The following is a 20,780-nucleotide window of genomic DNA, read 5'->3' as shown; positions in this document are numbered from 1 at the left end:
TGAACGTAGGATGGTGAAGATCAAAACAACTTAAAATACTGAAAAGTCCGGCGCAATAAAATCCTGCTATCAGACCATGCTATTCTTGATAAGTATAGGTATCTGAAATCAGTCCGGTTTACCGGGTAGTATATCCACCGGTCATCAGCGGATAACTGGCGACCGGGATATAAAAAAGCCGCTCCCCTCTATCAGAAGGAACGGCTAAATTTTTTAAGCATAGGCGAATTGCTGAGGCAACAATAATGGAAAATAGTCCGTCTAATACTCATCTTCATTGAAGAAAAAGTCGTCTTGCGACGGATAATCAGACCAAATATCTTCTATTCCCTCATAAATTTCCCCTTCGTCTTCCAGTTCCTGTAAGTTCTCAATCACTTCAATCGGTGCACCGGAGCGGATGGCGTAATCTATTAATTCGTCTTTCGTAGCTGGCCATGGAGCATCCTCCAGGTATGAAGCTAATTCTAAGGTCCAGTACATGTTATCGAAATTTTTACTTTCTGAATTTCCGCAAAAGTATTATTTAATTTGAAATAAACAACTATTACTATTTTAAAGGTTATTTTACTTTTCTTTGAGTATGCTAACCGCACGCAATGTAACCAAAAATTATTCCAACTTGCACGTACTGAAAGGTGTAAGTGTTTCGGTATCCAGAGGAGAGATCGTCACTATTGTAGGTTCTTCCGGAGCCGGAAAGAGTACCCTGTTGCATATACTGGGTACCCTGGATACGCCCAGTTCAGGCGAAGTATGGCTGGATGATGTGAATCTTGGCTTATTAAAGGGGAATGCACTGGCTGACTTCAGAAACAAGCATATGGGCTTTATTTTCCAGTTCCATCACCTGCTGCCCGAGTTCTCTGCCCTGGAAAATGTTTGTATACCTGGTTTTATTGCGGGTACCCGCAAAGCGGCAGTCAGGGAAAGGGCAGCTTACCTGCTGGAAGTACTTGGCCTTTCCGGCAGACTGGAGCATAAGCCGAACCAGTTATCCGGAGGAGAGCAGCAGCGAGTAGCGGTAGCCCGCGCACTGATAAATCAACCTGATATTGTCATGGCGGATGAACCTACTGGTAACCTGGACTCGAGAAATGCCAGGGAGCTGCATCAGCTGTTTATAGATCTGAGAGATAAGTTTCAGCAAACATTCATCATTGTCACACACAACGAAGAACTGGCACCTATGAGTAACAGGCAGCTGGTAATGAAGGACGGGGGAATAGTGGGAGAGATCACTGCTCCGCAGATAGATCAGTTGTAAAGTATGCCTCAGATTCGGGCTTTCCAGGGTATTTCTGCCACCTGGAAGGTATGTCCTATCCAACGGGCTAAAACGAACAGATAATCGCTTAAACGGTTCACATATTGCAACACCAGCGGTTCAATGAACTGTTGCTGTTCCTGCAAACCTACACAGAGGCGTTCCGCCCTTCTGCACACACAACGGGCAATATGGCATGTAGAGACTGCCACATGACCGCCAGGGATGATAAACGACTTCATCTCTGGCAGTATTTCGTTCATTTTATCCATCTGCTCTTCCAGCAGCGTAATATCAGCCGCATGCAGGTCAGGAATACGCATTTTGGTATCCTTGTCCGGATCGCAGGCCAATGAAGACCCTATAGTGAACAGGCGATCCTGTATCTCACGAAGTAAGGTAACGGTATCAGGATGGGCAGTCAGGTAATCACTCACCAGCCCGATATACGAGTTAAGTTCATCGATAGTGCCATAGGCATCAATGCGAAGGTCGCTTTTAGGTACTTTAGTACCGCCAATTAAGGCAGTCTTACCTTTATCGCCTGTTTTGGTGTAGATTTTAAAAGCCATGACCGGAGTTTCAGGATTTTACAGCCTCGGTGAGTGTTACTTCATTGAGCCTGTCAGACTCTATAAGACCATCGCGAAGGCGTACTACGCGGCGGGCATGTGCGGCAATGTCTTCTTCGTGGGTAACCAGCACCACTGTATTACCGGAGGAGTGGATTTTACCGAAGATATCCATGATTTCTATTGAAGTCTTGGTATCCAGGTTACCGGTTGGCTCATCTGCCAGTATCAGTGAAGGGTCGTTTACAAGTGCGCGGGCAATAGCCACACGTTGACACTGTCCGCCGGAGAGTTCATTCGGTTTATGTTTATACCGTTGACCAAGGCCTACTTTTTCAAGCATGAACCGGGCTTTATCTTCCCTGTCTTTTTTGTTGATACCTGCATAAATAAGTGGTACCGCTACATTCTCCAGTGCACTGAGACGAGGCATCAGGTTAAACTGCTGAAAAACAAAGCCTATTTCTTTGTTCCGCACCCTTGCAAGCGCATCATCTTCCATTTTACTTACGTCATGACCGCTTAATATGTAGCTGCCGCTGGTAGGCGTGTCAAGGCAGCCCAGCATATTCATGAGCGTAGATTTACCGGAACCTGAAGGTCCCATGAGCGCTACATATTCATTTTTCAAAATGTCCAGATTGATACCTTTCAGTACAGGCAGTTCATTTTTACCAATGAAATAGCTCTTACGGATCTGTTCTAAATGGATGACGGAATTTGGGTGCATAGATTATTGCGTTATAGGTTGATTCTACTTCCTGATAACTTTCGGTACTTTAAAGTACTGATCGTTGGCAGCAGGCGCGTTCTGTAATCCTTCTTCCCGGGTTATGGAAGGTACTACCACATCTTCTCTCAGCACGTTCCTGTCTGCAGTCATGTGTATTAATGGTTTTACGTTAGTGGTATCCAGCTCATTCAGCTTTTCCACGAAGGTGATCATACGTTGAAGATCTCCCTGAATTTCCGCTTTTTCCTGTTCGCTGAATTGGAGCCTTGCCAGGTCTGCCAGTTGCTGTACCAGCATCTCATTCACTTCCATAAATCAAATTAAATGAAAAATTAATAATTCTTGGACGAGGTCCGCGTTAAAGTTACCTTAAATAGTCGATAGTCCATAATGGGCAAATTCCTTATTTTGCACCCTATTATGGCTACATCAAAAGAAATAGTGGTAAGCGGGATCCGCTCTACCGGGTATTTACATTTAGGCAATTATTTTGGAGCTATCCGTAACTACATCAGGATGCAGGAAACTTTTAACTGTTATTTTTTTGTAGCTGACTGGCATTCCCTGACTACACATCCTGATCCTAAAGACCTGCGCGGCAATGTGTTCCGTGTACTGGCAGAAAATATTGCTTCCGGCCTTGATCCTGAAAAAGTGGCATTGTATGCACAGAGCGACGTGCCGGAGATTGCAGAATTATACCTGCTGCTGAACATGCTGGCGTATATGGGCGAACTGGAAAAGGTGCCTACATTCAAAGATAAAGTACGTTTACAGCCTGAGAACGTAAATGCAGGCCTGTTAACTTATCCTGTGCTGATGAGTGCTGACATTCTGATACACCGCGCTGTAAAAGTGCCGGTAGGTAAAGATCAGGAGCAGCATTTGGAAATGGCGCGTAATTATGCACAGCGTTTTAATAGCCGTTATGGTGAACTGTTCCCTGAACCGGTAGCATTTAACTTCGGTGATAACCTGGTAAAAATACCAAGCCTGGACGGTGCAGGAAAGATGAGTAAAAGTGAAAATCAGATGGCTACCCTGTATTTGTCTGATGATGATGAACTGATCCGCAAAAAAGTAAAGAAGGCAAAAACAGATAGCGGCCCGACCGAACCAGGTGCGCCTATGCCGGAAAGTATTGAAAATCTGTTCCTGTTGATGGAGCAGGTGTCTGCACCTGATGTGATCAAACATTTCAGAGATAGTTATGACAATCAGACTATCCGTTATGGTGATATGAAAACGCAGCTGGGAGAGGATATGGTGAAGTTTATTGCACCTATCAGGGAAAAAGCATTTGCATTGCAGAATGACCAGGCTTACCTGAATCGTATTATGAAAGAAGGTGCGGAAAAGGCAAGGGAAAGTGCGGCACAGACTTTGCAGAAAGCGAGAAAACTCATAGGCATTCACTACTATTAATAACTCGTTATAATACTACCTTTAGCGGTTGCAAGTTTTTCCGGTTGATAATCAAATAATTTGTAAATTTTAGGTTGTCAACTGATCACTTGCTGCCGCTAACTGGCTGCTAACGAATGATGAGTGACCCCTGATAACATCATGACAAAACAACACACGATCAAACATATAGCTATTGCCGGAAATATCGGCGCGGGAAAAACCACACTTACTGAGCTGCTGTCACGACATTATAAATGGGCTCCGCAGTTTGAAGACGTTGAGCATAATCCTTACCTGAACGATTTTTATGAAGACATGCCCCGCTGGTCTTTCAACCTGCAGATATACTTCCTGCACGGTCGTCTTAAACAGCTGCTGGATATTCAGAAAGGCAATCAGATCGTTATACAGGACCGAACCATCTATGAAGATGCACACATCTTTGCGCCTAACCTTTATGAGATGGGACTGATGACCAAAAGGGATTTTGATAATTACTTCAACTTCTTTGAGACGGTTAAGTCAATGGTAAAACCACCGGACCTGCTTATCTATCTCCGCGCATCTGTACCAACACTGGTCGCCCAGATACAGAAAAGAGGAAGAGAATATGAAGAGAATATCCGCCTGGACTATCTAAAGAGACTGAATGAATTTTATAATAACTGGATTGAGAAATATGCTGAAGGACCGTTGCTGATTATCGATATTGATAAAAACAAATTCCCTGAAAGCGAAGAAGATCTTGGTGAGATCATTTCAAAAATAGACTCTCAGTTACACGGATTATTCTGATCAGCATGAACTGATTTTTTTTAGTAAATATTTATTTCCTAATATTGTCTCCTCACGCAAGTGAGGAGATTTTTGTTTGTTACCAGTTGACCCGCATTACCACAGCATTTTTTTAGAGAAACCAACTAATCCATATCTATTACATGCAAATGAAGAAGATCATTGCAACCATTGTTTGCACGCTGTGTACATTTGTTATCTGTGCACAACTCGTCTGGCTTTCTGTTGATAAACAGCCTTTTGCAGGCACTTACAGCCGGAACTATCATCAACTGTTCACCACATGGCAGAATCAGGCAGCACTCGCGTATTTACCTGCACCCGCTGCAGGCGTATCTACTGAAAGAAGGTTTATGCTTGCAGCCATCAGTACGCATCGTGGTGCTGTAGCGATACCTGTCACTAATGGCGGCTTCGGATTACAGCTGGCACAATCCGGCTTCCCGGACTTCCGCAGGCAATCGCTCGGATTAGCTTACGGACGTAAGCTCGGAGAACGACTGAGTATGGGGTTGCAGATGAATTACATCTCACAGATGATCCCGGGTTACTTTAAGGTACATGCATTTGTTGCTGAATGGGGATGCTTATTCCATCTTACCAGGCAATTGCATGCAGGTTTACATGTGTTCAATCCTGCAGGCATGCGGCTGAAGTCATTATCCGATGAGCAGGTACCTGTTATTTACAGTGCAGGGATAGGCTATGAGATATCGCCTGTCTTTCTTTTAAGTGCTGCAGTCGTAAAAGAGACAGCGGCAGACCTGCTCACGAAGGTGATGTGTGAATACCGGATCATTCCGGCGCTTTCCCTGCAACTGGGCATATGCACAGTGCCACAGCTGAATACAGCCGCGTTAGGACTGACGGTAGGGCAATTGTATTTCCTGCTGACGGCTAGTCATCATCCGCAGTTAGGGGTTACGCCTTCTGGTACTGTAGTGTGGCATCTGAAGAAGCATTCACTGTAATACTGCGGCCATTATGAAAAAGAAATTGGTGTTCCTGCTTGCAGGATTATTGAATAGTCATGTGCATGCGCAAACAACACCAGCACTGACAGCAATAGAAGAAAGTCAGCTGGAAAGTTACACGGCACTGACTGCAGGTATGCCGGAAGATGATTCACACTGGCAGCAGCTGCAGACGTTTGCAAGAAGGAAAATTAATCTGAATACCGCCAGTGCTGCAGTGCTGAAATCACTGCATATACTATCTCCTTTACAACTACAGCAATTACTTGACTATCGCAGGCAGATGGGTGCATTACTTAGCGTGTATGAGTTACAGGCCATACCTGGCTTTGATGTGCAGGTGGTTGGTCGTTTGTTGCCTTATGTGCAGGCAGGTAAGGAGTTTGAACCGCATTATAGTTGTAGTGATTACTTTAGGAAAGGGGAACATAGCCTGTTACTGCGGTACGGTAGGAGACTGGAGAACGAACAGGAATACCAGCGTACAGATACTGTTGCAGCGCGTTACCTGGGTAGCCCGGATAAAGTGATGCTGCGCTACAGGTATCAGCTCACGCATTATATGAGCTGGGGAGTAGTCATGGAAAAAGATGCAGGAGAGCCATTGTTCAGAAAAGGAAATAAGCAAGGGTTTGACTTTTATAGTCTGCATATGTTTATCAGTCAGTATAAGTGTATAAAGGCGTTGGCAATAGGTGATTTTACTGTCAATATGGGGCAGGGATTACTGAACTGGCAATCACTGGCATTTGGCAAAGGCGCTGCAGTGATGCAGGTAAAACGGGAGGCTGCTTTACTGAAGGCATATGCATCAGCGGGAGAGCATAATTTTTACCGTGGCGCAGCAGTAACGTTGCAACATAAGCAGGTATCGGGAACAGGATTTATATCGTTACGCCAGCTGGATGGTAGCATTACTGCAGGTACCGGTTATCATCGTACGGAATCAGAGATAGCTAAGCGAGGTACGTTGTCGCTATTTACAACAGGAGGCAACATTACACTGGAAGGAGTGCAGCACAAATTAGGCGTGAACTTTATACAGCATTTATTGTCAGCGCCGGTACAGAAAGGAGAAAAACCTTATCAGCAATTTGCTTTTGCAGGAGACCGGTTGGCCGGCGTCAGTGCAGATTATGAAGTTACGATGAAGAACGTACATCTTTTTGGAGAATGGGCGATGAGTAATAACGGCAGGGTGGCAACAATTAATGGCGTGTTAATGGCTGCGGGCCGGCATGTTGATATCGTATTATTGTATCGCAATTACAATAAAGGCTATCATTCGTTGTATGCGGATGCCTGGGGAGAGTTTTATAAGCCTGTAAATGAGAAAGGAATATATACTGCGCTAAGTGTTACGATAAGGTCTGGTTTAAAGATGACCGCTTATGCAGATCATTTTACGTTTCCCTGGCTGCAATACAGGGCGGCAGCGCCGGGAAGAGGCAGTGATGTGATGTTCGCACTGACATATACGCCAGATAAACAGACAGAGTGTTTTATACGGTATAACAGGTTGGTGAAACAGGAAAACAGCGAGCGCACATATAGCTTCATTCCACCTTTGGTAAGCGTGGTGCGGGCAGGCTGGCGGGTACAGTGCCGTATGCAGGTGACGGCGGGTCTGACTATGAAAAGCCGGGTGGAAGTAAATAGTTATAATAAGGATGGCGACCGTGAGCAGGGTTTTATGGCATATCAGGAATGGGTGTATCAGGTAGAGCAGGTTGCGCTGCAATTGTATATGAGGTATACACGGTTTATGACAGGGGGGAGTAATAGTAGTCTTTATAGTACAACAGCAGGGATGTTATATGAATATGCGTTATCACGCTTAACAGGTGATGGACAACAGTTACAGGTGAGGATGAGGTTGAAGTTGGGAAAGAGATATACTATTTGGTGCAGATACGAGTCCACGATATATAATAATAAAAACGATATGGGAAATAGTGAGCAGATTTCCGATTATAAACGGGAAAGTGGACTACATTTTCAATTGCAGCACTTATTCTAGGGATATTATGGACAAAAATGAATGTTAAATTTTTCATTATATAATATTGAAGTGTATAAGCATACATATATGTTTTTTTAGTTCTCTTAAAAAAAGGTTAAATTTTTCTTGGTTGAGAGGAAAAAAATTATCTAAATTGTGGTCCTCAACCAAAATCTAAATCGTAATATGAAAGAGGCCGGAATCTCTTTATCCTGTGCTGTAACAGCTATTAATGCATGTATGTCAACCTTTTTAGGACGGTATAGTTATATTTCCGTCAATGGCATAGGTGTAAGGTATTCCGCTTCGACAGAAACAGCCATCCAGGGTCTTGCCGCCTTCATCCCGGATGGTTCTTTTAAGTACAGCAACGAACATTCAAGATTCAACAACAAAGTTATTAGTAAAAATACTGTGGTTTAAATCCTGGTAAGGGTTTTTGCAATATTGTTATGCCCAATGGTTGCAAGACAAACGGGACCTGTTTAAAAATTTTATTGTCAATTAAATCTAAATCGTTTATGAAGAAAAGAGCGTTACTCTTTTTCACCATGCTCATGGTGAGTGTAACCCTGACGTATGCACAACAGCGTCAGATTACGGGTAAGGTCACCGGCGCAGATGGGGCACCTATACCTTTTGCTACAGTACAAATTAAAGGGACAACCAACGGAACCACGACAGATCAGGAAGGAAATTTCAAACTATCGATAACAGGCGCAAGTCCGGTGCTGGTAATCAGGAGTGTTGGATATGCAACACAGGATTACACAGTAGGGGCTTCTTCAGCGTTCACTGTAAAGCTGCAGGAAGAAGACAAGAACTTACAGGAGGTTGTAGTAACAGCTCTTGGTATTACAAGAAAAAAGAATGAGCTGGCTTACTCCGCTCAGACTGTTCAGGCAGAAGAGCTGAACAGAACACGTGATCCGAACGTTGTAAACTCTCTGTCTGGTAAAGTAGCCGGTCTGGAGGTTAGAAGGAACAGCACCATGGGTGGTTCTACCAACATCGTTTTGCGTGGTAACAAATCATTCCAGAACTCAAACCAGGCATTATTCGTAGTAGATGGAGTACCTATTGATAACTCCGTTGCAAACACACCTGACCAGACTACTGGCCGTGGTGGTTTTGACTATGGTAATGCTGCATCTGATATCAACGCCGATGACGTTGCAAACGTAAGCGTACTGAAAGGTGCTGCTGCGACAGCGTTGTATGGTTCCCGTGCTGCTAACGGTGTGATCATGATCACTACCAAAAAAGGCAGACAGGGTATGGGCGTAACTATTAACACCGGTCTGACTGTAGGTACTATGGATAAGAGCACTTTCCCTAAGTATCAGAACCAGTACGGTGCAGGTTATTATGACGTTGAAGATAACACTTACCAGTCTCCTGACGGACAGTTCTGGTATGCTGATATCGATGGTGACGGTACAAGAGACCTGGTAGTGCCAATGAAAGAAGATGCTTCTTTTGGTGCTAAATTCGATCCAAACCTGATGGTGTTTAACTATCAGTCACTGGACCCTACTTCTCCTTATTACAGAAAGGCAAGACCTTGGGTAGCTGGTGCACACGGACCGTCTTACTTTTATAAAAACACGCTGACTACCAACAATAGCGTAATGGTAGATGGTGGTAACGATAAAGGAAGTTTCAAACTGGGATACACCAAAACAGTTGAAAACGGTATGATCCCTAACGCCCGTCTGGTAAAAGACATGGTGAACTTCGGAGCAACCTATAAGCTGTCCAGCAAACTGACTGCCAGCGCAAATGTGAACATGTCTAAAATTGATGGTAAAGGCCGTTATGGTACAGGTTATGACGAGTATAACGTGAACCAGCCTTTCCGTCAGTGGTGGCAGACTAACATCGACATGAAGGATCAGGAAGATGATTACAATAGAACTAAACAGAATAAGTCATGGAACCTGACCAGTCCAACTAATCCGGTGCCGACTTATACTGATAACTTCTACTTCATGCGATACGAAAACTTTGAGAGAGATGGTCGTATGCGTTACTTCGGTAATGTAACCCTGAATTATCAGATCAACAGCTGGTTATCAGTTCTGGGTAGAGCGAGCATGGATACCTATGATCAGTGGCAGGAAGAGCGTAATGCAGTGGGTAGTAAAAACCCTTCTTCTTACTCCAGATATGATGGTTCTTTCGCAGAAAATAACTATGACCTGATGTTGAATTTCGACAAGCAGGTAAGCACGGATTTCAAATTGTCAGGTTTAGTGGGTGGTAACATCAGACGTACACATGCTAAGTACATCCGCGCATCCACCAACGGTGGTCTGGTTGTACCAAACCTGTATGCACTGTCTAACTCAAGAAACCCTATCCTGGCTCCGGAAGAAGCGGATAGCTTATTGCAGGTAAATGGTGTATTTGCAAGTGCAACCATTGGCTATAAAAATATGTTGTTCCTGGATCTGGCAGCTCGTCGTGATGAGTCTTCCACACTGCCTAGCCAGAACGCAGGTTACTATTACCCATCAGCATCATTGGGCTTCACCTTCTCTGAAGTTGTAAAAGCACCATGGCTGAACTATGGTAAAGTACGTGTAAACTACGCTGAAGTAGGTAACAGTGCTCCGGCGCAGGCTTTGTATGATCCATATGATAAACCAACCGGTTTTGGTAGCACACCTATCTTCTCTGTTCCTGCTACAAAAAGGAACTCAGAGCTGAAACCAGAGCGTACAAAAGCATTTGAAACAGGTGCTGAAGTAGCATTGTTCGATAACCTGTTAACATTGGACGTAACTTACTATTCATCTAAATCAGTTGACCAGATCTTAAGACTCCCTGTTTCAAGAGCTACTGGTTACGATCAGATGTTTGTAAACGCTGGTACTATCTCTAACAAAGGTGTGGAAGTAAGTCTGGGTATTACACCAGTTAGACTGAAAGACTTCTCCTGGACATTGAACGCTAACTGGTCACTGAACAGAAGTAAAGTGCTGGATCTGCCACAGGGTGTTGACTTCATTCAGTTAGGTGCATTGCAGAGCGGTATTACTATCGGTCACGCAAGGAACCAGGCTTATGGCGCTATCCGTGGTAAAGACTTCGTATACGACAAGGCAACTGGTAAACCAATCGTAGAAGATCGTGAAGGTCAGGCAGTATTGCCAGGTTACTACCAGATCTCTGCTTCATCCAATGAAGTGATTGGTAACTTCACACCAGACTGGATCGGTGGTGTAACTAACACCCTTCGTTACAAAGGTCTGGCATTGAGCTTCCTGATTGATATCAAGAAAGGTGGCGATACTTACTCCCTCGACCAGGCATATGGCCAGTCAACTGGTATCTATGCTGAGAGTGTAAGACTGAATGATCAGGGTAAATCTATCAGAGACGACGTTGCACAGGGTGGTGGTATCATCTTCGACGGTGTAACACCTGATGGCAAACCTAATACACAGCGTGTACGTGTGAGTGGTACCCGTGGTCTGGGTGTGAATGGCTTCCCTAACAAAGCATTTATCTATGATGCAGGTTATGTAAAACTGCGTGAGGTGTCTCTGACTTACTCGCTGCCAGGTAGCCTGATCAACAATCTGAAAGCATTTAAAGGTATCGATATCAGCCTGCTGGGTCGTAACCTGTGGATTATCCACAAAAATGTTCCTTATGCTGATCCTGAAGAAAACCTCGCAGCAGGTAACATCCAGGGTTATCAGAGTGGTGTGTATCCTACTTACCGCAACTTTGGTTTTAACGTAAGATTCAGGTTCTAAAAAAAACGAAAAAACAACATGAAAAAGATATTTGCATATATATCAGCGCTGGTACTGGCCACTTCCTGTGCAGACCTGGACAGCCTGAATAATGATCCGAAAAAGGCGCTGGTAGTGCCTGGTGAGATGGTATTCTCTTCTGCTGAAAAGGCACTGTTTGATCTGATGGTTTCAAACAGTGTGAACCTGAACGTATTCAGATTGCTTTCCCAGCAACAATCTCAGGTAACCTATCTCGATGAGAGCCGTTATGACCTGGCTTCCCGTAACGTTCCACAGGCTTTCTGGCATTCCATGTACAGAGACGTACTGAAGGATCTGGAGCAGTCTAAGGTGCTGATCGAAGGCGTACCTGCTTTATCTGATATTGACCAGACTATCAAAGACAACAAGTTAGCCATTATAGACATCACCCAGGTTTACGCTTACTATGTACTCGTAACTGCTTTTGGTGATATTCCTTACACCAGCGCGTTCAATACGTCATCTCTGTCTCCGACCTATGATGATCAGAAAACAGTTTATCTGGACCTGCTGACGCGCCTGAAAGCTGACGTTGAGAAACTGAAAACTACTCAGGGTAGCTTTGGTACTCAGGACCTGGTATACGGTGGCGATGTTACCAAATGGATTAAATTTGGTAACTCCCTGAGACTGAAACTGGGTCTGAACGCACTGGATGAAACAACTACTGCTGCGGCAGCTACAACTGCTATCAACGAAGCAGCATCCAATGTAATCTCTTCCAACGCTGAAAACTTCCGTCTGCAGTACCTGCCAGCACAGCCAAACACTAACCCGATCTGGATTGATCTGGTACAGAGTAACCGTGCTGACTACGTACCTGCTAATACACTGGTAACACTAATGAACAACGTGAACGATCCAAGACGTGCTTTCTACTTCACAACAGTAGGTGGCGCATATGTGGGTGGCGTTTATGGTTCTGGTGCTGACTATGAGGCAACATCTCATATCAACTCAAAGATCACAGCAGCTGATTTTGAAGGACTCCTGCTGGATTATGCTGAAGTAGAGTTTGCGCTGGCCGAAGCTGCAGCCCGTGGAGGTCTGACAGTAACCGGTACTGCTGTTGAACACTACAATGCAGGTATCACTGCTTCCATCAGATACTGGGGTGGAACTGATGCACAGGTAGCTACTTACCTCGCTCAGCCAACCGTAGCTTATGCAACTGCTGCAGGTACCTGGCAACAAAAGATCGGTACACAGAAATATATTGCTCTGTATAACAGAGGTTACGACGCATGGACAGAATGGAGAAGACTGGATTATCCAATCTTCAACATTCCAACTGGCATGACCTATGCTAACATTCCGGTAAGACTGACTTACCCTGTAAGTGAGCAGAACCTGAACCAGTCTAACTACGAGAGCGCATCAAAAGCTATCGGTGGTGACTTACTGGCGACTAAACTGTTCTGGGATAAAAAATAACCCGGTACTGCTCTGGACAAGATTTAGAATTGATAACGGCGCCCTCCTCAATCCATGAGGAGGGTGCTTTTTTTTGTTAATGCCTGAACCCTGATTAGGTATTTTTGTTATAGCAGTAGAACCCCTTGTAAATCAATCAACAAAATAGAAGATTGGACTTGCTTGAAAATGTCAGTCTTTAAAACGGTAGCAAACGGATTTTCTCTGTGACTGTGATTCATTCATCGCACCATCCTGGTGTATAAATAAATCAGAACCGTTATGCAGAAACATTTACTGTGTTTGTTTTTTTCCCTTTGTTTTATGTCCGGGCTTTACGCACAACAGCGGGAAGTTACCGGTAAAGTTACAGGCAGCGATGGTGCCCCCATACCATTTGCAACTGTTCAGGTAAAGGGTACTACCAGAGGTACTACCGCCGACCAAAGTGGTAACTTCCGCGTGCAGGTAGATGGTAATGATGCCATCCTACAGTTCAGAAGCGTGGGATTTACGCTTAAAGAAATTACGGTTGGTGGAGAGTCAACCGTTAACGCCTCCCTTACCCCCGACAATAAAAATCTTCAGGAGGTAGTAGTTACCGGTATCGGTATCAAACGTGAAAAGAAAGCTTTGGGTTATGCCGTGCAGGATGTCAAAGGAGACGACCTGGTAAAAGCCAGTCAGGGCGATGCACTCAGAGCCATGTCAGGAAAAGTGGCCGGTATGCAGGTGATAGGTTCCGGAGGTACTCCCGGAGCTGCGACCTTTGTTAAACTGAGGGGCACGAACTCCCTGACCGGAAACAATCAGCCCCTCTTTGTAATAGATGGTATTCCGGTGGATAACTCACAGAACTACTCCGGCGATCCAGCTGATGCAGCCAACAACCTGCTGCAGGGTGCGACCAATACTAACCGTGGCGCAGATATCAATCCTGATGACATTGAAAGCATTGCAGTATTAAAGGGCCCTGCCGCAGCAGCAATTTATGGTATTGATGCCGCTAATGGTGCTATCATTATCACTACTAAAAAAGGAAAAGCTGGTAAAATATCCGTTGATTTCAGCACAGGCGTTTCATTTGACAGGGTGAACAGACTTCCCAAAATCCAGAAACAGTTTGTGAAGGGGTCTAACAATTTACTGGCACCTTTTACTTCCAGTAACAGGTATTCATGGGGGCCGAATGTTGACACCTTATATTGGAATGGTATCCCCAATGAGTATGATATTCATGGCGATATTGTCGGCGTTTCCAACCCTGCCAGAAAGGAAAAGTTTGTGCCGTATGATAATACAGGCGACTTCTGGAGAACCGGCGCAACGTTTAATAACTCCCTGGCATTTACCGGAGGTACAGAAGCAGCCACTTACCGTATGTCTGTTTCTCATAACTATCAGAACTCTATCGTACCACTTCAGTATAATCAGCGTACTGCTATAGCACTGGCAGGCCAGTTGAAGGTCTCTGATAAAGTAAGGGTGTCAGGTAATATGAACTTTAACGTCTCCAACGGTAGCATGCCACAGAATGGTAGTAACCTGTCAGGCATTATGCTGGGTCTGACCAGAACTCCTATTTCGTTTGACAACTCCAACGGAGGCCTGGATGCAGATGATCCGCGTACCTATCTATTCTCAAACGGCCTGCAGCGTTCTTACCGTAATGGTATATATGATAACCCTTACTGGACGATCAATAAAAATCCATATACCACAGCGGTGAACCGCTTGATCGGTAGTTTACAGTTTGACTGGGATTTCATAAAAGACTTTACGCTGACTTACCGTATAGGAACGGATGTGTACAGCGATAACCGTCATCAGTATTATGAGATACAGTCCGGTGCATTTAATGGTGGCCGCTTGTTTGACGACAGGTATACTTATAAGAGTGTAAACTCTGATGCGATTATTACCTGGGCGAAACAGTTGTCAAAAGACTTCCGCATGGATGTTAAAGTGGGTAACAACCTTTACTCCCGCAGGATGGACGAACTGTATGTACAAGGTGATGGCCTGACTTCTCCGGGTTACGACAACATCAGTAATGCCACCGTACAGAAGTCCTACAACTATGTTACGCCTTATAGAAGGATCTCTGGCTATTTTGATATCAACCTGGATCTGAAGTCCATGTTGTTCCTGGAGATTACCGGGCGTAATGACTGGAGTTCCAGTTTGCCACCTGAAGGCAATAGTTTCTTCTATCCATCCGCTAGCCTTGGATTTGTGTTTACAGAATTGGGTGGCATGAGAGACGGCTCAATACTTAATTTTGGTAAGATTAGGCTATCAGTCGCCCAGGTAGGTAAAGACCCTGGTCCGTTCCTGACCAAGTCATTTTCTGTACCAACTACTTATCCTGATGGTTATACTACAGGCGTGTCTTTCCCTTATGACGGAAAGGGTAGTTTCTCCTTAAATAACGTACTCGGTAACCCTGACCTGAAACCGGAGAAGACGCTTTCTTATGAAGCAGGGTTACAGTTACAGTTCCTGGACAACAGAATTGGCCTGGATGCGACCTTCTATCATACAAAAGGTAAAGACCTGCTGGTACGTTCTCCGATAGCAGGTTCCGCGGGTTACCAGTATGTAACGCTGAATGCGGCATCTATCCGCAACAACGGCCTGGAAATGACACTGAGCGCCAAGCCGATTACAGATAAAGCCTTTACCTGGGATCTGTTTGTGAATTATAGTATGAACCGTAGTAAAGTGCTGGCGCTTGCGCCTGGTATTAATCAGATTACTGTGAATGGATTTACCGGTACCGTAGTAGCACATCTGCCTAATGAACCGGCTGGAATTATCTATGCCTATGGCTGGCAGCGCGATGCGCAGGGCAGAATCGTGATCAGTGATAATAGTGGGGATTTTGGTTATCCCGTTGTATCTAATGTACAGACACGAGTAGGTAACCCCAATCCGGTATTTCTGATGGGGATTGGCAATACGCTGGCTTACAAAGGGTTCTCCCTTTACTTCCTCGTAGACTGGAAGCATAAAGGTGATCTCTGGAATGGTACCCGCGGTTCATTACAGGCGATGGGCACTTCTTATTATACCATTGACAGAGGAAAAATGCAGGTATTTGAAGGTGTGATGGGCCACCTGAATGACGCAGGTGAGGTAGTGCATAATGAAGGAGGAGCAGAAAAACCTGGTTCCGGTCCAACCAATACAACATCTGTACCGTTGGATGAAGCCTGGTATCTGGGTAATGGAGGCGGTTTTGGTGCGCAGACCGAGACATTCATTGATGATGCCTCCTTCGTAAAGCTACGTGAAGTGACTTTATCATATGATTTCCCTTCCGGTAAATTCCAGAATAGCAGATTTATAAAGGGCATTAACGTGAATTTATTTGCCCGCAATATCATCATATGGACACCGTACAGGGGTATAGATCCTGAAACAAGTCTTACGGGAGCTACCAATGCCCAGGGTATTGACTATTTCAATATGCCGGGTACCTCCAGCTATGGCCTGAACTTCAAGTTTAAATTCTAACCCTTTAAAACGAATGACCATGTTACGGATAAATAAATACATATTCCCTTTATTATTCCTGCTGGTAATATCGCAGGGCTGCCGGAAAGACTGGTTTTACAACGGCATTAACGATGACCCTTCACAGCTGAAGAATCCCACGGCATCTTCTTTATTGCCAGGTGTTATCCTGCAAAGCGCTTATACCTGGGGCGGCGACGCATCACGCTTCCCGGCTATTTTTATGCAGCAGGTGACAGGAGACGCTAACCAGTCTGCCAGCGCTAATATTTACAATATTACCCCCGATGATGTGGATAACATGTGGTATGCAGGTTTCTATGGATCGATTATGACCAATATAGATACATTGATAGCAGTAGCCACATCAGCGGGTCAGCTTCATTATGCAGCAGTAGGTAAGGTGCTGTTGGCAAATGACCTGGCCCAGGTGACAGATTTCTGGGGAGATGTGCCATTTACTGATGCATTCCAAGGTTTGGGTAATACACAGCCCCGGTATGATAACCAGCAGGCAATCTATGCCCGGTTGCACACTTTGTTGGATGAGGCCATTACCGAACTGGGTAAGGATGATGGTAGTGAGTTTCAGCCTAATAGCAATGACGACCTGTTATTTGAGGGCGATCTTGAGCTTTGGCTGAAGTTTGCACACGCCCTGAAAGCCAAATTATACCTCCATACAGTCAAAGTTGATGCAACATCACGGGAAAAAGCGCTTGCGCAGCTGGCAGATGGCTTTGAAGACGGAGAAGCAGCTTTTGTAAAGTTTGTAGGAAGCAGTGCTACCACTACCCAGGCACCCTGGTATCAGTTTAACACACAGCGTGCAGATATCATTTTTAGCGGTTACCTCAACGACCTGATGAGCGACGCAGGAGATCCAAGGTATGCTGTGTATTTCGATCCTGCTGACCCCAGCGCGCTGGGATCGCTATATGGCTCGCCCAACTCCCCGGTTTACTTCCTCTCCTATGATGAGCAGAAGTTTATTGAGGCAGAACTACAGTTCAGAGGAGGTAACACAACTGAAGCAGCAGCAGCCTACAATGAAGCAGTAAGGGCAAACCTGCAAAGGACAATAGGAGATGCCTCCTACCTGCCGAGTGTTGCAAAGACACCTGCCAATATCACTTTGAGAGATATCATCGTACAGAAATATATTGCCCTGTTCCTGAGTCCGGAGGTATGGACTGACTGGCGCAGAACAGGCTTCCCGCAGCTGACAGCCCCTGACGGCAATGTTTTGGGAGGGGCCTTGCCACGCTCCTTGTTCTATCCGAGCAGTGAAGTAAGGTATAATACCAATACGCCTGCTAACACCAGGCTAACCCGCCGAGTATGGTGGGATGTACAATAACATAGACAGTACCCCTGTACCATCTTTAAAAAAGAGACCTTTCATTTTAAGGTCTCTTTTTTACATTTGTACCGCAAAAGAGAAAAAATTATGGAAAATCAGCAGGAAGAACAGAATCAGCTGAATATTGAGTTGAGCGAAGAAATAGCAGAAGGGGTATACGCCAATCTTGCCATTATTACTCATTCCAATGCGGAATTTGTAGTGGATTTCGTGAATGTAATGCCTGGACTACCAAAAGCAAAGGTGAAATCACGTATTATCCTGACTCCTCAGCATGCCAAACGTTTTATGAAAGCGATGGTGGACAATATCAAGAAGTATGAAGCTGTGCATGGTACTATCCAGGACCAGGATCCGGTGACCATGCCCTTGAATTTCGGCGGACCTACAGCACAGGCCTAATCATAATCATTGACCAAGCTGTAAGGAAACATACAGGAAACACGACTAAGTTAATCATGAGTCAGACATTCTCCTATCCGCATTTACGGGAATTTACAAGATCAGTTTTTATAAAAATGGGGTGCCCTCCTCAGGACGCTGAATTAGCCAGCGAGGTATTGCTATCTGCTGACCTGAGGGGTATTGACTCTCATGGCGTAGCCCGTCTAAGCGGTTATATCCGCCTGTGGGAAGCCGGCAGGATCAATGCTACGCCAAATATTCGCGTAGTGCATGAGACGCCCAGCACAGCTGTAGTAGATGGCGACGCCGGTCTGGGACTGGTGGTGGCACCATTTGCCATGAAAGTGGCCATAGAGAAGGCAGCAGCTGTAGGCAGCGGCTGGGTAAGCGTAAAGAACTCCAATCACTTTGGTATAGCTGGACAGCATGCGATGATGGCCCTTGAAAAGGATATGATCGGGATGGCCATGACAAATGCCAGTCCGCTGGTGGCACCGACATTTGCTACTGAGCGGATGCTGGGTACTAATCCTATCGCTGTAGCTATCCCGGCAAAAGAACAACCACCTTTCGTAGCTGACTTTGCTACAACGACGGCAGCAAACGGTAAACTGGAGATTCTTCAGCGTAAAAGCGAAGAAGCGCCGGTTGGTTGGATACAGGATAAAGACGGTCATTCCAGCACTAATCCTCATGAGCTGAAGTCAGGGGGCGCATTATTGCCACTGGGTGGCGATCGTGATCATGGCAGTCATAAGGGGTATTGTCTGGGTGCAATAGTAGACATATTCTCGGCTGTACTGTCAGGCGCCAATTATGGTCCCTGGGCACCGCCATTTGTAAGTTTCCTGCCATTGGCTCCTGATCCGGTAGGAGAGGGACTGGGGCATTTCCTGGGAGCGATGCGGGTAGACGCCTTCCGTCCGGCAGATGAATTTAAAGCGCATATGGATAAATGGATCAGCCGTTTCCGCGAAGCTACGCCGGTAGCAGGTGAGCAAGTGCTGATACCAGGCGATCCGGAACGTGAAATGGAGCAGGAGAGGAGAACATCCGGTATTCCGTTACTGGACCCTGTAGTGAAAGATCTGCGGGAAGTAGCAGGAAAATTTAAATTGGATTTTTAAAGTCGATATAAAGGCCCGAACTTGCGGCTTCTTAAGTTCAATCTTGTACCAGTCAAACATATAACAATTCAACAGTAATGAAGATCTTAAAATTTGGTGGCACTTCCGTAGGTAAACCGGAACGTATGCATGCCGTGGCCAGTCTGGTAACAGCCGATACCGCGCCCAAGATCGTGGTATTATCCGCATTATCCGGTACTACCAACGCATTGGTGGAAATCGGACAATCCCTTTCCGAGGGTAAGAAGGAACAGGCAAAAGGCCAGATAGACAAGCTGGAAGCACATTACAGGACTTTTTGCGAAGCCCTTGTCAAGCAGGACGCTGCACGTGCGAAGGCAACTGCTGTTGTTGACGAGCATTTCGAGTTCCTGAACATTATTCTTAAGATATCTTTCAACGAAGCGTTGAATAAAGATATACTCGCACAGGGTGAATTATTGTCAACCCGCCTGTTCAGCGTATATCTGGAGGAAGCAGGTGTTAAATCCGTACTGCTTTCTGCCCTGGATTTCATGAGCATCGATGAGTATGAGGAGCCTGAAATTCCAAAGATCAAGATCAAGCTGGGCAACCTGCTGGAAAAACATAAAGGGGACACCGTTTTCGTTACACAGGGTTACATCTGCCGTAACGCAAGAGGTGAGATCGATAACCTGAAACGTGGAGGTAGCGATTATTCTGCTTCTCTGATCGGTGCAGCTATCCAGGCAAGTGAAGTACAGATCTGGACAGATATCGACGGTATGCACAACAACGACCCAAGAGTTGTGAAAAAGACCTTCCCGATTGAGCAGCTGTCATTTGATGAAGCAGCAGAACTGGCTTATTTTGGCGCTAAGATCCTGCATCCGGCGTCTATCTGGCCTGCACAGCACTTCAATATTCCCGTAAAGCTGTTGAACACCATGCAGCCGGAAGCAAAAGGTACAATCATTACCGAATTGCCAAACGGCGACGGTGTAAAAGCTATTGCTGCTAAAGACGGTATCATTGCTATTAAGATCAAATCCAGCCGTATGCTGCTGGCTTACGGCTTCCTCCGTAAGATCTTTGAAGTATTCGAGAAATACCGTACGCCTATTGACATGATCACTACTTCCGAAGTAGCAGTGTCACTGACAATAGAAAATACCTCTAACCTGGATCAGCTGCTGAAGGAACTACAGCCATTTGGGTCTGTGGAACTGGATCATCACCAGACAATCGTTTCCATAGTAGGTAATGAAGTAGCAGCAACACCTTCTATCCTGAAGAAAATATTTGACGCGCTGAATGAAGTACCATTGCGTATGATCTCCTACGGAGGCAGCCGTCATAACATTTCTATCCTGGTAGGCGGACAGCACAAAGAGAAAACATTACAGCTGCTGAACAAAGGTCTGTTCAACCTGGCCTAAGCACAGTAATAC

General features: G+C 45.3%; 16 protein-coding genes. 12 read left to right on the top strand and 4 right to left on the bottom strand.

Annotated features, from left to right (window positions below):
• Positions 1–261: 261 nt before the first annotated feature.
• Complete coding sequence (locus K1Y79_RS13735; protein WP_012794455.1) at positions 262–483, bottom strand: DUF2795 domain-containing protein; 222 nt, start codon at positions 481–483, stop codon at positions 262–264.
• Between the two features lie 139 nt (positions 484–622).
• Between K1Y79_RS13735 and K1Y79_RS13730 the strand changes: the two genes are divergently transcribed.
• Positions 623–1,267 carry an ABC transporter ATP-binding protein gene (locus K1Y79_RS13730; protein ID WP_236059594.1) on the top strand — a complete coding sequence of 215 codons (645 nt, stop codon included), beginning with the start codon at positions 623–625 and terminating at the stop codon, positions 1,265–1,267.
• Between the two features lie 8 nt (positions 1,268–1,275).
• Here the strand turns inward: K1Y79_RS13730 and K1Y79_RS13725 are convergent, their stop codons facing one another.
• From K1Y79_RS13725 to gatC, 3 genes are read right to left on the bottom strand one after another with little or no spacing between them, the layout of a single operon-like run.
• Entirely contained in the window at positions 1,276–1,839 is a 564-nt protein-coding gene (locus K1Y79_RS13725) for a cob(I)yrinic acid a,c-diamide adenosyltransferase (protein WP_220250650.1), read from the bottom strand.
• 10 nt (positions 1,840–1,849) lie between these two features.
• Entirely contained in the window at positions 1,850–2,569 is a 720-nt protein-coding gene (locus tag K1Y79_RS13720) for an ABC transporter ATP-binding protein (RefSeq protein ID WP_220250649.1), read from the bottom strand.
• A 24-nt stretch (positions 2,570–2,593) separates the two neighbouring features.
• Entirely contained in the window at positions 2,594–2,884 is a 291-nt protein-coding gene (gene gatC, locus K1Y79_RS13715; RefSeq protein ID WP_220250648.1) for an Asp-tRNA(Asn)/Glu-tRNA(Gln) amidotransferase subunit GatC, read from the bottom strand.
• A gap of 108 nt (positions 2,885–2,992) precedes the next feature.
• Between gatC and trpS the strand changes: the two genes are divergently transcribed.
• From trpS to K1Y79_RS13660, 11 genes are all read left to right on the top strand, one after another.
• Positions 2,993–3,997, top strand: coding sequence for a tryptophan--tRNA ligase (trpS, locus tag K1Y79_RS13710; RefSeq protein WP_220250647.1), 1,005 nt, complete (start codon positions 2,993–2,995; stop codon positions 3,995–3,997).
• Positions 3,998–4,138: 141 nt separating this feature from the next.
• Positions 4,139–4,774 (top strand): deoxynucleoside kinase, encoded by a 636-nt coding sequence (locus K1Y79_RS13705; protein ID WP_220250646.1) that lies wholly within the window; start codon positions 4,139–4,141, stop codon positions 4,772–4,774.
• Between the two features lie 149 nt (positions 4,775–4,923).
• Entirely contained in the window at positions 4,924–5,745 is an 822-nt protein-coding gene (locus tag K1Y79_RS13700) for a hypothetical protein (RefSeq protein WP_220250644.1), read from the top strand.
• Positions 5,746–5,758: 13 nt separating this feature from the next.
• A complete protein-coding gene (locus K1Y79_RS13695) occupies positions 5,759–7,768 on the top strand; it encodes a ComEA family DNA-binding protein (RefSeq protein ID WP_220250642.1) in 2,010 nt (669 codons plus the stop codon).
• 503 nt (positions 7,769–8,271) lie between these two features.
• Positions 8,272–11,517 carry a SusC/RagA family TonB-linked outer membrane protein gene (locus tag K1Y79_RS13690; RefSeq protein WP_220250641.1) on the top strand — a complete coding sequence of 1,082 codons (3,246 nt, stop codon included), beginning with the start codon at positions 8,272–8,274 and terminating at the stop codon, positions 11,515–11,517.
• 18 nt (positions 11,518–11,535) lie between these two features.
• Positions 11,536–12,975 (top strand): SusD/RagB family nutrient-binding outer membrane lipoprotein, encoded by a 1,440-nt coding sequence (locus tag K1Y79_RS13685; protein WP_220250639.1) that lies wholly within the window; start codon positions 11,536–11,538, stop codon positions 12,973–12,975.
• 303 nt (positions 12,976–13,278) lie between these two features.
• Positions 13,279–16,473 (top strand): SusC/RagA family TonB-linked outer membrane protein, encoded by a 3,195-nt coding sequence (locus K1Y79_RS13680; RefSeq protein WP_220250637.1) that lies wholly within the window; start codon positions 13,279–13,281, stop codon positions 16,471–16,473.
• A 19-nt stretch (positions 16,474–16,492) separates the two neighbouring features.
• Positions 16,493–17,833, top strand: coding sequence for a SusD/RagB family nutrient-binding outer membrane lipoprotein (locus K1Y79_RS13675; RefSeq protein WP_220250636.1), 1,341 nt, complete (start codon positions 16,493–16,495; stop codon positions 17,831–17,833).
• 90 nt (positions 17,834–17,923) lie between these two features.
• Complete coding sequence (locus K1Y79_RS13670; RefSeq protein WP_220250635.1) at positions 17,924–18,238, top strand: DUF3467 domain-containing protein; 315 nt, start codon at positions 17,924–17,926, stop codon at positions 18,236–18,238.
• Between the two features lie 56 nt (positions 18,239–18,294).
• On the top strand, positions 18,295–19,368 hold the full coding sequence (locus K1Y79_RS13665) for an Ldh family oxidoreductase (protein ID WP_220250634.1): 1,074 nt from the start codon (positions 18,295–18,297) through the stop codon (positions 19,366–19,368).
• Between the two features lie 77 nt (positions 19,369–19,445).
• Positions 19,446–20,768 (top strand): aspartate kinase, encoded by a 1,323-nt coding sequence (locus tag K1Y79_RS13660; protein ID WP_220250633.1) that lies wholly within the window; start codon positions 19,446–19,448, stop codon positions 20,766–20,768.
• The last annotated feature ends 12 nt before the right edge of the window (positions 20,769–20,780 follow it).

The sequence above is a fragment of the Chitinophaga rhizophila genome, from assembly GCF_019492185.1.
GTDB classification, from domain to species: domain Bacteria; phylum Bacteroidota; class Bacteroidia; order Chitinophagales; family Chitinophagaceae; genus Chitinophaga; species Chitinophaga rhizophila.
Note: the sequence above shows the minus strand (reverse complement) of the source record. Positions and strands in the feature narration are given on the sequence as shown.